The following is a 13,850-nucleotide window of genomic DNA, read 5'->3' as shown; positions in this document are numbered from 1 at the left end:
GCGTCCTTACGACAGTGTAGAATATTGCTAAGCATCATTGGTTAGCAGCAGCTTTCCTGAATTATCGGCTCTGCCTCATTGCAGAAAGATAAGCACAGCCTATCTTTAGAAAATTAGCGTACTAACGTAGAGCCAATAATGGAAATGCTGCAATCAATGCTGATTCCACAATGACATCATCACCTTACATCGAGGCGTGAAATCTACTAAAATTTAAGAATAAAGACCTGACTTAAAGCCTAGACTTATCACAGTGGCGGGACCGCGTTGGATTTTCACCAAACTTCCATATTCCTAAAAGTACTAAAATTAATTTCCTAGCACCTTTATTCTAACACCTTTTTGAGACTTTTACAAGTAATATGAATCGATTTTACTGGAAAATAGGCAGAGAAAGTAAAATTTGAAATAAAAATGACCATTTTCATTGATTTGAAAGCGCTTTTGTGATATAATTCGGATAAGGTACAAAGAGGTACTGTTCATTATGAAGCAATGTGGCTATATGAAACGACTATGACGTGTGTAGAGGAGTAGTGGTTTTTCATGTAGTCGCTTTTCGTTTCCTACAACATTTATAGCAGTAGAAAGGAGAATAAATGTATAAAATTTTTTATAAAACTGAATTGTGCATAGGCAAGGGTGCTTTGAAACAATTGAGCACATACAAGAACGAACATGTCTTGGTTGTGGCAGATCCATTTTTGAAAACGTCTGGTCAGCTGGATACCATCTTAGCAAATCTAGATGCTAGCAATGATGTGGTTGTCTTTACTGACATTGTTCCTGATCCGCCGATTGAAACCGTTGTTGCGGGCATTCAGTCGGCAGGCGGTCGTCCGATTAGCATTGTCTTGTCAATCGGTGGTGGGTCTGCTATTGACGCAGCGAAGGCCATGTATTACTTCGCTAAAAAGCAAGGTATTTTCTCTCAAGCAATTTTAATTGCGATCCCAACAACCAGTGGTACTGGTTCTGAGGTGACAGATTTCTCCATCATCACAGATGCGGAAAAAGGAACCAAATATCCTTTGGTGTCTAGAGAAATCCTGCCAGATGTGGCGGTGTTAGATGCGGATTTGGTCATGTCATTGCCAGCGAATATCACGGCAGATACAGGAATGGATGTGTTGACTCACGCTTTTGAAGCGTATGTCTCCACAAATGCTACTGATTTTTCAGATGCCTTGGCTGAAAAAGCGATTAAATTGGTCTTTGAGTATTTACCAAAAGCTTATAAAAATGGTCAAGACGTGGAAGCACGCGAAAAAATGCACGTAGCTTCAACCCTTGCAGGAATGGCCTTTAACACAGCTTCGCTTGGCTTGAACCACGGAATTGCCCACGCAGCTGGAGCTAAATTCCACATTCCGCATGGTCGTCTCAATAGCATTCTTATGCCACACATCATCCAGTATAATGCAAATGTTATCAACCGAGGCAAGCAGCCAATTCACAAAGAAACCGCTGCTCGTTACCAAGATATTGCTAAATTATTGGGATACAGTGCTTCAAATCCTGCCTTGGGAGTTCGCCAATTGGTGGAAGCTGTTAAGAAATTGCAGAAGCAATTGGAATTACCGACTTCTCTTCGGGAATACGGCATTGCATCTGATGATCTTGCCCAATACAAGGAAGAAATCGCTGAAGCTGCTCTGAAGGATAAATGCACCGCTACCAACCCACGAATTCCAACTTCTTTAGAAGTGTTGAAAATTTTGGAAAATGCCTTTTAGGCTAAGGTTGTTATTTTAATAAATTTAGTATATAATACATAGAGTCTATGTCTTCTATGTATGTGAAGAAGGTAGATAAAGTGGAAGAAAAACAAAGAATGATACAAGAGTATGTGCCGGGGAAACAAGTCACCCTCGCACATCTCATCGCAAATCCAGATGATGTGATTTTTGAAAAACTTGGTTTAATTGTTGAAAATAAGGGAGCAATCGGCATTTTAACGATTACTCCTAGTGAAGCGGCAATTATTGCCGTTGATATTGCAACCAAGGCAGCAGATGTCCAAGTTGGTTTTGTGGATCGTTTTAGTGGTTCTGTCGTCATGACTGGAGATGTTTCATCTGTTGAAGCTGCCTTAGTTGCCGTTCTACAAGGATTAGAGGAAATATTAGGCTTTTCAAGCACAGTTGTGACACGGACTTAAAATAAATAACTGGTAAGGGGAAGTATGAAAGGTAGAATACTCATTGCTGACGATGATCCAATCGTGACACTAGATATAAGACGTATTTTAGAAGAGGCTGATTATGAAGTTGTTGCGGAAGCAACTGATGGATTTGAAGCTATTGAACTTTGTCAAAAATACCGTTCGGACCTAGTTATTATGGATATTAAAATGCCCTTGTTGGATGGTCTAACAGCTACGAAAAAGATACTGGATGATGCTTTGGCTTACGGAGTCATCCTCTTATCAGCTTACGATGATGAGAGTTATGTTCAAAAAGCAAAACACTACGGTGCTAGCGCCTATCTTGTCAAACCCTTGGATGCTAAATCCTTGATTCCAATGGTAGAAGTTTGCATTGAAAAGGGACGCCAATTGCAACAATTGTCGAATGAGATGATTAAATTGTCTAAAAAAATAGATGATCGGATTGTCATTGAAAAAGCTAAAGGGTTGTTGATGGTTCGAGATCAGTTGTCAGAGCCAGAAGCCTTTAAACGCATTCGGACCATTAGTATGCAAAAACGGGTTCCGATGGTTGAAATTGCCCGATTATTAGTTCTGCATGATGAAATATAGAGAAAAAATCAAAAAATTATGCGAGGAGCAGACTAATCTTAGTCAAGAAGATATCGAAACCCTGATTGAGCAGGCAGATTTGCTGATGAAAACGTCAGATTATGCCAGTGAGGATGTCTTTATTGATGTTCGAAATGTTTATTCAGAGCATGCGACGGTTATTTTTCATAAAAAGCCGCAAACCAAAGGGAGCTTGTATGAGAAAACTGTTGTTGGGAGCATTGCTTATCTGCAAAATGAACCAGGAGTGATTCGAACGCTTCACACGGGTGCTCCTTCCATCGGTCTATCTGCTCTTTCTCAAGAAGGGATTCCCATTCAACAGACCGTTCTTCCGATTATGCGAGAAGGTCGAGTGATTGCCACCTTGATTTTGGAAAAAGATATTTCGCCAGATTTTCCTCGTCATTTTTCTTTGAAAACGACAGAGTTTAGTCATCGTGAAGTGGATGATGTCTGTGCAACTATAGACTCTGAGGAATTTGCCTTATTAAAATATATGAATGACGCGGTATTGGTATTTAATCAAGTGGGTCAGTTAATTTATTTTAATCCACAAGCGGCGACTATTTATCGGACAAAGCTTGGCTATATGGATTCCTTGGAAGGCATGCACTATGATAATTTGGTGCTTGAGAAAAATATCTTTGCAGATATTTGCGCAGCAAGTAATGACCTTACAGATACTTACTCTGTATCGGCAGAAGTGCAGTACGGGACAAACTGCTTTTCGATTAACCAATATGTAGTCCGTGAAACTCAATCGTTGGTGATGATTTGCAAAGATATTAGCGAGTTGAAACGATTGGAAGCACACTTGTCGCTTGAGCGAACATCGATTCGTGAGATGAATCACCGTGTGAAAAATAATCTGCAAACCGTTGTTTCTCTTTTACGTTTGCAAGCGCAGAAAAGTCAGGATAAGGATGTTAAGAAAAACTTAGCTGATAGTGTCAATCGAATTCTATCCATTTCTATGACACATGAACTGTTATCCTTGCAAAAAAATGACGAGATTTCTGTTGAAAAATTATTGGAAGGTGTTGTGAGCAATGTCCAGCGTTGTTTCAGTGAACGGTTGGATATTAAACTTAGCTGTGATTTAGATTCAAGGATTTATTTAGATAGTAGTCGAGCAACGGCTCTAGCCTTGGTTGTGAATGAATTGCTACAAAACAGTTATGACCATGCTTTTGAAACAATAAAGCAAAAAAATCCGGAAATTCATTTGCAAATCACATTAGATAATGATATAATAGAAGTACGAGTAATCGACAATGGAAGCGGTTACGATGTCAATCGTTCTTTCGAGGATCATCTCGGTTTGATGATTGTTGAACGATTTGTAAAAAGTAAATTGTCTGGTAAGTTATCTGTGCGGTCGAGCCAGCGCGGTACAAGGACAATCATTACATTTAAATATAATAGAATAGACTAACAATGATGTCGGTCTTAAAAGCAATGACGCTTGAAGAGTATGAGTAAACTAGGTTTATTTGTATTTCTTTGAGCGTCTTTTTTTGGAGGTTCGTAGCATGTCGGATAAGATTTTAAGTGTGGGGCTTGACCTTGGAACTGCAACTACACAGCTCGTTTTATCTGAGTTAACCATTGAGAATATCTCCTCTCTTTTCACCGTTCCGCGTGTGTGTATTACAGATAAGAAAGTTCTTTATAAGAGCGATATTATCTTTACACCGATTTCTGACCAACTCTTGATTGAGGTGGATAAGATTAAGGACTTTGTGTTGACAGAGTACGCGAAGGCTGGGATTGAGAAAAAAGATATTCAAATGGGGGCCGTGATTATCACGGGAGAAACAGCTCGGAAAGAGAATGCTAGTCATGTTTTACAGGCTTTAAGTGGATATGCAGGTGACTTTGTTGTCGCAACTGCGGGTCCTGACCTAGAGAGCATTATAGCAGGAAAAGGAGCTTGCAGTCACCAATATTCTCAGGAACACCACACTTCTGTTGCCAATATTGATATTGGAGGTGGAACGTCAAACTTAGCCGTTTTCCGTGAGGGAGATTTGATTGATACAGGATGTTTTGACATTGGAGGACGCTTAATCAAGCTAAATCCAGAAACACATCGGATCACTTATATCGCTCCTAAGCTGAAAGAGATTATTGCTGAAAAGCAATGGAAGCTACACGAAGGAGAAGTGGTTTATCGAGAGCACTTAGATGCACTAATTCAGATTTTGGTTGAAGTTCTGGAGCAGTCTGTCGGTATCGATAATCACAGTCCTTATTATGAAATGCTTCAAACCAATCATGGTTTGAAATTGAATTATGAAATCAAATGCGTATCCTTCTCGGGAGGGGTAGCTGATGCGATTTTAGAAACAACTCCAGTCAATGAATTTCAATATGGAGATATTGGTATTTTGCTTGGACGCGCTCTTCGTCAATCAAAGATTTTTGAAGAAAAGAGAGTGATCAAGTCGGCAGAAACGATCCGTGCAACCGTTGTCGGCGCTGGTAGCCATACAACGGATATTAGCGGAAGTACCATTACCTATATTGCAAATGTTTTGCCTATCAAGAATGTTCCTGTGTTGAAATTGGCTTCTACAGACGAAAAAGAAGACAAAGACACTCTAAGAGAGATTATCAAGGACAAGGTTGGCTGGTTTACATTGGAAAATGAAGTGCAACAAATTGCTCTTGCTATCAATGGAGAAAATAGCCCTAGCTTTGTTCGAGTGGTTGAATATGCAGAGGCGATTATAGGTGGTATGCAAGAAAGTATTGCAAAGAATATTCCATTACTGGTTGTAGTTCGCGAAGACATGGCAAAGGTTCTGGGTCAATGTCTATATGCACAGTTACCAAAGGATTATCCATTTGTCTGCATCGACTCAGTTGATGTGCAAAATGGAGATTATATCGACATTGGAAATCCCGTAATCGAAGGATCGGTCTTGCCAATTGTTGTGAAAACATTGGTCTTTAACTAAGGTATAAAAAAGGAGGAAATATTAAATGATTTTGAAAACAAAATTATTTGGTAGAGTTTACGAATTCAAGTCAGTCAAAGAAGTGCTGGCTAAGGCAAATGAGTATAAATCAGGTGACCAATTGGCTGGTGTAGCTGCTGGTTCTGCTGAAGAACGTGTCGCTGCTAAAGTTGTTTTGGCACAGTTGAAACTGTCTGATTTATTCAACAACCCAGTGGTTCCTTATGAGGAAGACGAAGTAACACGGATCATTATTGATGATGTGAACTTACGTACTTATGAGAAGATTAAAAACTGGACTGTTCAAGATTTGCGTGAATGGATTTTGGATAACAATACAACGAACGTTGATATTCAATGGATTTCTCGTGGTTTGACATCAGAAATGGTTGCCGCAGTTGCAAAACTTATGACCAACCTAGACTTGATTGTCGGAGCACAAAAAATTATCATTACGAAGAAAGCCAATACAACGATTGGTGTTCCAGGGACATTCTCATCTCGTTTGCAACCAAACCATACGACAGACGATCCAGACGGAATTATGGCGTCTACAATGGAAGGTTTTGCCTATGGATGTGGAGATGCTCTTCTAGGATTGAATCCTGTTGATGATTCAGTAGAGAGCACAAAACGTGTCCTTCATAAATTTAATGACTTTATCGAAGAGTTCAAGATTCCAACGCAACACTGTGTGCTAGCACACGTTACTACTCAGATTGAAGCGATGAACCAAGGTGCTCCAACTGGACTTGTTTTCCAATCTATCGCTGGTTCTGAAAAAGGAAATGAAGCTTTCGGATTTACAGCAGCAACAATCCAAGAAGCTCGTGATACAGCGCTTAAAGTTGGTTCTGCTGCTGGACCAAACGTCATGTATTTTGAAACGGGTCAAGGTTCTGAGTTGTCCTCTGACGCTCACCATGGTGCTGACCAAGTGACAATGGAAGCTCGCTGTTACGGTTTTGCAAAACGCTTTGATCCATTCCTAGTGAATACCGTAGTAGGATTTATCGGTCCTGAATACTTGTACGATTCAAAACAAGTTATCCGTGCAGGTCTTGAAGACCATTTCATGGGTAAATTGACAGGTATCTCAATGGGATGTGACATCTGCTACACGAACCACATGAAGGCGGACCAAAATGACGCAGAAAACTTGTTAGTATTGCTTGGAGCTGCTGGTGTTAACTACATCATGGCAATCCCTCACGGCGATGATATCATGTTGAACTATCAAACAACAGGATACCATGAAACAGCAACTATGCGTGATCTACTAGGCAAACGTCCAATCAAAGAATTTGAAGAGTGGATGGAAAAGATGGGCTTGATGGAAAATGGACATCTAACTGCAATTGGTGGAGATGGTTCAATCTTCATGAAATCAAATTAGTTAGGAGGAAATCATTGTGGATGAATTGCAATTAAAAGAGATGATTCGCTCCCTTTTGAGCGAAATGGATACAAAAGAAGTGGCTGAAGCTCCAGCTGCACCGGTAGAAGTTGAAAAACCGGTTGAAGTAGAAGCAAAAGGTCTGCCTGACTGTGAAGCAACTGTGATTGAAGATGGGATGATTCCAGATATCACAGAAGTAAATATTCAGGAACAATTTTTAGTACCGAATGCCATTAACGAAGAAGCTTATCGTAAGATTAAAAAATTTACCCCAGCTCGTCTTGGTTTGTGGAGAGCTGGAAATCGCTATAAAACGCAATCAATCTTGCGATTTAGAGCAGACCATGCGGCTGCGCAGGATGCGGTATTCTCCTATGTATCAGAGGATTTCGTAAAAGAAATGGGCTTTATCCCTGTGCAAACAATGGCTTCTTCAAAAGATGAGTATTTAACGCGTCCAGACCTTGGTCGTGTCTTCTCAGAAGAGCAACAACAATTTATCAAAGAAAATTGTGCTCATAATCCAAAAGTACAAATCATTGTCGGAGATGGACTAAGTTCTTCTGCGATTGAAGCCAATGTAAAAGACTTCTTGCCAGCCCTTAAACAAGGTTTGAAGATGTTTGGATTAGACTATAGTGAAGTACTCTTTATCAAACATGCTCGGGTTGCTGCAATGGACCAAATTGCTGATTTGACAGGTGCAGAAGTTGTCTGTATGTTAGTCGGTGAACGTCCAGGTCTTGTAACGGCAGAATCTATGAGTGCTTACTTGGCTTACAAACCAACGGTTGGTATGCCAGAAGCGAAACGTACGGTTTTATCAAATATTCAAAAAGGTGGAACACCAGCTGTTGAAGCTGGAGCTTATGTAGCTGAAATCATTAAGAAAATCCTTGAAAACAAAAAATCAGGGGTTGACTTGAAATAATTTTTAGGAGGACATTGTTTTGAAAAATGAACGTTTAGGCGCAAGCGTATTAAGTGCTTTAGTTATTTCAAATGTAGATGCTGGACTTGCAGCGTCCCTTGAGTTGAAACCTCATCACAGAAGTCTTGGAATTGTGACTTCTGACTGCGATGATGTAACTTATGTAGCCTTGGATGAGGCTACAAAAGCAGCGGATGTGGAAGTTGTGTATGCACGCAGTATGTATGCTGGTGCAGGGAATGCTTCTACAAAACTTGCTGGTGAAGTGATTGGTATTATCGCTGGTCCAAACCCAGAAGAAGTTCGTAGCGGTCTTGATGTAGCTGTTTATGAAATTGAAAATGGTGCTAGCTTCTACAGTGCTAACGATGATAACAGCGTACCATACTTTGCTCATTGTGTATCTCGTGCGGGATCTTACCTTTCAGAAGGTGCAAATGCAACAGAGGGTACAGCGATTGCTTATTTGATTGCTCCTCCAGCAGAAGCAATGGTCGGCTTAGATGCAGCTTTGAAAGCGGCAGATGTCCAAGTAGGTGCCTTCTATGGCCCACCAAGTGAAACAAACTTTGCCGGTGGCTTGTTAGTCGGATCTCAATCAGCTTGCCGTGCAGCATGTGATGCTTTTGCAAAAACAGTAGTAGCAGTGGCTAACGATCCAAAAAGCTATTAAACATTAGGGGTTGATTAGATGACAAAAAGAGCACTCGGTTTAATTGAAGTAAAAGGTTATCTAGGTGCTGTGGTTGCCGCAGATGCAGCAGTAAAAGCAGCCAATGTGTCATTGCTTAATATTGAAACTGTTAAGGCAGGGTTAAATACTGTTCAATTAGTAGGTGATGTGAGTGCTGTTAAGGCAGCAGTAGATGCGGCAGTAGATGCAGTCCACGATAAGCCATATTATTTAGCGAGCCATGTTATTCCTCGGTTGGATGACCAGACCCATATTCTTTTTAGAACAAAACGAACTGAAAAGAAAGAGGTTGTTGAGGAAACGGCATCACTCGCTGAAACCCCAGAACTACTCGACGAGCTTGTTTCTCAAGAAAATACCGAATCGATTGAAGTAGAAAGTGTGGAAGTTGTTTCCGCACCGGAACCTAAAAAGGAAGTGGCAATCGTCGAAACAAGTAGCGAAGTTCCTAAGTTTTCTAGAGAAGAATTGGGGAAATTAAAAGTTGTTAAACTACGGAGTATTGCCTACCGTGAAAAAGAAATTGATTTGTCAAAGAAAGAGATTAAGTTTGCGAATAAACGCCTGTTGATTGAAGCTTTGATGAAAATTACCAGAAAGGAGTAATCGTGAATGTTTTTAGAAGATAAGGATTTAGTTTCGATTCAAGAAGTGCGTAACTTAATTCGTGAAGCAAAACGTGCACAAGAAGAATTGGCTCAAATGAGTCAAGAACAGATTGATACAATTGTAAAAGTCGTTGCGAAAGCTTGCTATGACGAGCGTGAACGCTTGGCTAAAATGGCAGCAGAGGAAACTGGCTTTGGTCGTTGGGAAGACAAGGTGTTGAAAAATGCTCTTGCTTCCAAGGGAATTCTTGAAGAAATCAAGGATATGCGAACTGTCGGTATCTTGTCTGATGACAAAGAAAATAAGGTGACTGAAGTTGCAGTTCCAGTTGGGGTGATTGCAGGATTGATTCCATCAACAAATCCAACCTCAACAGTTATCTACAAAGCCTTGATTGCCTTGAAAGCTGGAAATAGTATCGTATTTTCTCCACACCCAAATGCTTTGAAGAGTATTGAAGCAACGGTAGAAGTCATCAATCGTGCAGCTAAAAGTGCAGGTTGCCCAGATGGAGCTGTTGGAGTGATTCATCGTGTATCTATCCAAGCGACAAATGAGTTGATGAAACACAAAGATACAAACTTAATCTTAGCAACTGGTGGAACAGCCATGGTAAAAGCGGCTTATTCATCAGGAACTCCTGCGATTGGGGTAGGACCTGGTAATGGCCCAGCCTTTATCGAACGTACAGCGGATGTGCCAAAAGCGGTTCGCCAAATCTTGGATTCTAAAACCTTTGATAATGGTGTCATTTGTGCATCAGAACAATCCATCATTGTTGAAGAAGATATGAAAGCAACAGTTGTAGCAGAATTTAAGAAACAAGGGGCTTACTTTGTACCAGCTGAAGATGCGAAAAAATTGGGAGCTTTCATCATCTTACCTAGCGGTGCTATGAATCCGAAGATGGTAGGGAAAACTCCTCAAGTCATCGGTAAATTAGCCGGAATTTCAGTACCAGAAGATGCTCGTGTCCTCATTGCTGAAGAAACAGGTGTTGGCAAACAACATCCATATTCAATGGAAAAATTGGCACCAGTTTTAGGCTTCTATACTGTGAAAGATTGGGAAGAAGCATGTAAACTCAGTATGAAAATCCTTCATCATGAAGGGGTTGGTCATACCATGGCTATCCATACTAAGGATGAAAGCATCATTCGTGAATTTGCTCTGAAAAAACCAGTTTCTCGCTTGCTTGTCAATACACCAGCAGCCTTAGGTGGTGTTGGAGCTACGACTGGGTTGTTCCCTGCCTTTACGCTTGGCTGTGGAGCTGTCGGCGGAAGTGCAACTTCTGATAATGTAAGCCCACGAAATCTCTTTAATATTCGTCGTGTTGCTTATGGTACGACAGAATTGTGTGACTTGCGTCAAGCAGAGAATATGGCTGTTTCAGTCAAAGAAGAACTTCCAGCTTCAGTTGATGAAGAGAAATTGGTTGAACTTCTCGTACAACGTGTACTTTCAAAACTAGATAAATAACAATAATAGTATCGGAGGAAAACAAAAATGGCAAATGCAAATGCACTAGGAATGGTAGAAACAAGAGGACTTGTAGGCGCAATCGAAGCAGCTGATGCAATGGTAAAAGCAGCTAACGTTACTTTGATTGGTAAAGAACAAGTAGGTGCAGGACTTGTAACAGTTATGGTACGTGGAGATGTTGGTGCGGTTAAAGCAGCAACAGATGCAGGGGCAGCAGCAGCCGAAAACGTAGGTGATTTGGTATCTGTTCATGTAATCCCACGTCCACACGCAGAAGTTGAAGTGATTTTACCTGCTGGAAGCAGCAACGAATAATCTATTAACCATAAAAATAAATAAGAATAAGAAATAATCGTACTATCGGAGGAAAACAAAAATGGCAAATGCAAACGCACTAGGAATGGTAGAAACAAAAGGACTTGTAGGCGCAATCGAAGCAGCTGATGCAATGGTAAAAGCAGCTAACGTTACCTTGATTGGGAAAGAACAAGTAGGTGCAGGACTTGTAACAGTTATGGTACGTGGAGATGTTGGTGCAGTAAAAGCAGCAACAGATGCAGGAGCAGCAGCAGCCGAAAACGTAGGTGATTTGGTATCTGTTCATGTAATCCCACGTCCACATGCAGAAGTTGAAGTGATTTTACCAAAATAAAATTTCAGTTTGATTGATGTTACAGATAAGCTATCAAATCCGTTTGTGACTAGGTAGCTTATCGTAACAAAATCGGTAGAAGGATGTGAATACATGTCAGTTCTTACAGAAGCAAAGATTAGAAAGTTGTTTAGAGAGTCTGGCATTTTGGAAAGTGGTGTCTTTGAATTAGCAAGGCATGAAAAATTGACCCCAGCTGCCAGAGGATTTCTAAATGACCATCATATCAAGGTGGTTAATTCTAATCAGCAAAAAGGGAGAGCATCTGTATCACAATATGAAGTAAAGAAAGAGCCTATTACCAATATTGAAGACTCTGTTGTGTATCCGCTACTGTTTAGATTAACCAGATTATATAGCTATTTTTTAAAGAGCCAAAGAGAATTACATTTGGCTTTCCAAGATGAGAAGTGTGATCAAGTAGGCATTTTATTGTCCATTCTTGAAAAAATCGTGGGACATCATATCTTAGATGATATTTCAGACTATCACACTACATTACTGTCACATGTAGAACTCCAAGCGATTCGAATTAGCAAACAATTGGATCAACAAACGGTGATGATGAATTATCAAGAACCGCTTTGGCGTTTGGTAGGTTATGAGACCTATCTTGAAACCTGTCTACTACGAAAAGAAATTGAGCTTGTAGCAGATGCTGATAGAGATATATTTGCTGGCAAGGTGTCTCAATTACTAAAATCCATTGAAGTTTTACTGTGGTTGATAGCTAGTGAATAACGAGAAAGGAGGTCTGAAATGTCATTAGATCAATTAGTTGATAAGATTGTAGCAAAAATTCACGATGAATTAGATGCAAAAGGAAGTTTTGAAGTGGAAGCTAGTGGACGTCATGTCCATTTGAGCCAAAAAGATTTGGATGCTTTATTTGGTCCAGGCTACCAACTAACGAAAGTGAAGGATTTGTCTCAACCGGGACAATATGCCTGCCAAGAACGTTTGACCTTGATTGGTCCGAAAGGTTCCTTCCATAATGTTGTTATTTTAGGACCTGTGCGTAAGGAATCTCAAGTTGAGGTTTCATTGACAGACTGTCTGCAGTTAGGGACTAAAGCGCCAATTCGTGAAAGTGGCGATATTGAAGGAACACCTGGGGTAGTCTTAGCCAATGGCAATAAGGTCGTGTCCCTTGACAAGGGCTTGATTGTAGCTAAACGGCATGTGCATATGACACCAGAAGATGCAGCTCGTGCAGGTGTTGAAAACCATGAAATTGTGCAAGTCAAGGTTGAAGGGGAACGTCCGTTGATTTTTGATGATGTCGTGATTCGTGTTAGCCCTAAATTTGCAACCTATATGCACATTGATTATGATGAAGCCAATGCTTGTGGCTTTAAAAAAGGAATGCGCGGTCACATTATCAAGAAAAAATAGGACCTAGAGAGGCTATAAGGAATGGAAAATTTAGACAAACTTGTCCAACTAATTACAGACCGTTTGTTAGAAAACCTCCAAGATGGGCCTAATGAAACATCTGTTTATTTGATTGGAAAAGATCGGACAGATGCTCTATTGGTTGAAAATGGCTACCGTGTAGTCAACAATTGTGAATGTGCCGATGCTGTAGTTGTCGATTGTTTAACCTTGGATGCGTTTTTGAGAATTGCATCACTCTGTCCTGCCAATGAAGTGGAATCAAATCTCTTGACCAGTTTATTGGATGGCAAGCCAGTGTATGTGTCTCTTGAAACCTTTAACGTTGAGCAGTATAAGCACTCTGCACGGTCACGTTTGTATCGTGAATTAGTAGAGCAAAAAGTAAAATTAGAGAAATACGGTGTTCAATTTTATCGAGAAAATCAATTGCTTAGTATTTTAGGAACTCAATTAGCTGAAAAAGAAGAAGCTGCTCCTCAAAAGTTGGAGAGAAAAGCCGCAAGTCCAAAAGGTAAGACAAATCTTATCACGGAAGCAAAACTTCAAGCAATGGACTTGAGCGAGGGTGATTCCTTTGTCATCGAAAAAGGAATGATTGTCACTGCACTAGCAAAAGATTATTTAAAACGGCATAAAATTAGAATTGTAAAATAAAGGAGTTAGGATATGTTTGTTGGAAAAGTAAAAGGAAGTCTATGGGCTACTAGGAAAGATGAAAAATTGAATGGTTTGAAATTTTTAGTAGTCGAAAGACAGCTAAATGAACATCAAACAGATCCTGCTCTAGTTATTGTAGCAGATTGTATCGGGGCTGGAGAAGGAGATCTAGTCATGGTAACAACTGGCAGTTCTGCACGTGTAAGTCTCACAAAAGAGGATGTTCCAGTAGATATGGTCGTTGTGGCGATTATTGATAAGGTAGAATATCCTGACGAGTAAAAATATCAGGAGATAT

The 13,850-nt window shown here is 40.2% G+C and carries 16 protein-coding genes and 1 riboswitch; all 16 genes read left to right on the top strand.

Features of this window, described 5'->3' with window-relative positions:
* Window positions 1–168 precede the first annotated feature (168 nt).
* Window positions 169–315, bottom strand: a riboswitch (adenosylcobalamin (AdoCbl) riboswitch).
* A 284-nt stretch (window positions 316–599) separates the two neighbouring features.
* Window positions 600–1,736 carry a 1-propanol dehydrogenase PduQ gene (locus BFM96_RS08420; RefSeq protein WP_068992952.1) on the top strand — a complete coding sequence of 379 codons (1,137 nt, stop codon included), beginning with the start codon at window positions 600–602 and terminating at the stop codon, window positions 1,734–1,736.
* A gap of 80 nt (window positions 1,737–1,816) precedes the next feature.
* Entirely contained in the window at window positions 1,817–2,161 is a 345-nt protein-coding gene (locus tag BFM96_RS08415; RefSeq protein ID WP_068994281.1) for a BMC domain-containing protein, read from the top strand.
* Window positions 2,162–2,185: 24 nt separating this feature from the next.
* Window positions 2,186–2,761 carry an ANTAR domain-containing response regulator gene (locus BFM96_RS08410; RefSeq protein ID WP_068992949.1) on the top strand — a complete coding sequence of 192 codons (576 nt, stop codon included), beginning with the start codon at window positions 2,186–2,188 and terminating at the stop codon, window positions 2,759–2,761.
* Window positions 2,748–4,199, top strand: coding sequence for a sensor histidine kinase (locus BFM96_RS08405; protein ID WP_223245854.1), 1,452 nt, complete (start codon window positions 2,748–2,750; stop codon window positions 4,197–4,199). Before BFM96_RS08410 ends, BFM96_RS08405 begins: the two co-directional genes overlap by 14 nt.
* 97 nt (window positions 4,200–4,296) lie before the next feature.
* Window positions 4,297–5,727 (top strand): ethanolamine ammonia-lyase reactivating factor EutA, encoded by a 1,431-nt coding sequence (gene eutA / locus BFM96_RS08400; RefSeq protein ID WP_068992946.1) that lies wholly within the window; start codon window positions 4,297–4,299, stop codon window positions 5,725–5,727.
* A 25-nt stretch (window positions 5,728–5,752) separates the two neighbouring features.
* Window positions 5,753–7,123: an ethanolamine ammonia-lyase subunit EutB gene (locus BFM96_RS08395; RefSeq protein WP_068992943.1), complete on the top strand. Its 1,371-nt coding sequence runs from the start codon at window positions 5,753–5,755 to the stop codon at window positions 7,121–7,123.
* A gap of 16 nt (window positions 7,124–7,139) precedes the next feature.
* Window positions 7,140–8,057: an ethanolamine ammonia-lyase subunit EutC gene (eutC, locus tag BFM96_RS08390; RefSeq protein ID WP_068992940.1), complete on the top strand. Its 918-nt coding sequence runs from the start codon at window positions 7,140–7,142 to the stop codon at window positions 8,055–8,057.
* Between the two features lie 19 nt (window positions 8,058–8,076).
* Window positions 8,077–8,730: an ethanolamine utilization microcompartment protein EutL gene (gene eutL / locus BFM96_RS08385; RefSeq protein ID WP_068992937.1), complete on the top strand. Its 654-nt coding sequence runs from the start codon at window positions 8,077–8,079 to the stop codon at window positions 8,728–8,730.
* Window positions 8,731–8,748: 18 nt separating this feature from the next.
* Window positions 8,749–9,357 (top strand): BMC domain-containing protein, encoded by a 609-nt coding sequence (locus BFM96_RS08380; protein WP_068992934.1) that lies wholly within the window; start codon window positions 8,749–8,751, stop codon window positions 9,355–9,357.
* A gap of 6 nt (window positions 9,358–9,363) precedes the next feature.
* Entirely contained in the window at window positions 9,364–10,842 is a 1,479-nt protein-coding gene (locus BFM96_RS08375) for an acetaldehyde dehydrogenase (acetylating) (RefSeq protein WP_068992931.1), read from the top strand.
* A gap of 27 nt (window positions 10,843–10,869) precedes the next feature.
* Window positions 10,870–11,160, top strand: coding sequence for a BMC domain-containing protein (locus BFM96_RS08370; RefSeq protein WP_068992928.1), 291 nt, complete (start codon window positions 10,870–10,872; stop codon window positions 11,158–11,160).
* Window positions 11,161–11,221: 61 nt separating this feature from the next.
* Window positions 11,222–11,497 (top strand): BMC domain-containing protein, encoded by a 276-nt coding sequence (locus BFM96_RS08365; protein WP_068992925.1) that lies wholly within the window; start codon window positions 11,222–11,224, stop codon window positions 11,495–11,497.
* Between the two features lie 93 nt (window positions 11,498–11,590).
* Window positions 11,591–12,238: a hypothetical protein gene (locus BFM96_RS08360; RefSeq protein WP_068992922.1), complete on the top strand. Its 648-nt coding sequence runs from the start codon at window positions 11,591–11,593 to the stop codon at window positions 12,236–12,238.
* Between the two features lie 18 nt (window positions 12,239–12,256).
* Window positions 12,257–12,892: an ethanolamine utilization phosphate acetyltransferase EutD gene (gene eutD, locus BFM96_RS08355; RefSeq protein ID WP_068992920.1), complete on the top strand. Its 636-nt coding sequence runs from the start codon at window positions 12,257–12,259 to the stop codon at window positions 12,890–12,892.
* Between the two features lie 21 nt (window positions 12,893–12,913).
* Window positions 12,914–13,549 carry a hypothetical protein gene (locus BFM96_RS08350; RefSeq protein ID WP_068992918.1) on the top strand — a complete coding sequence of 212 codons (636 nt, stop codon included), beginning with the start codon at window positions 12,914–12,916 and terminating at the stop codon, window positions 13,547–13,549.
* A gap of 12 nt (window positions 13,550–13,561) precedes the next feature.
* Complete coding sequence (locus BFM96_RS08345) at window positions 13,562–13,834, top strand: EutN/CcmL family microcompartment protein (RefSeq protein WP_068992915.1); 273 nt, start codon at window positions 13,562–13,564, stop codon at window positions 13,832–13,834.
* Window positions 13,835–13,850 lie beyond the last annotated feature (16 nt).

The sequence above is a fragment of the Streptococcus himalayensis genome, assembly GCF_001708305.1.
GTDB classification, from domain to species: Bacteria; Bacillota; Bacilli; order Lactobacillales; family Streptococcaceae; genus Streptococcus; species Streptococcus himalayensis.
Note: the sequence above shows the minus strand (reverse complement) of the source record. Positions and strands in the feature narration are given on the sequence as shown.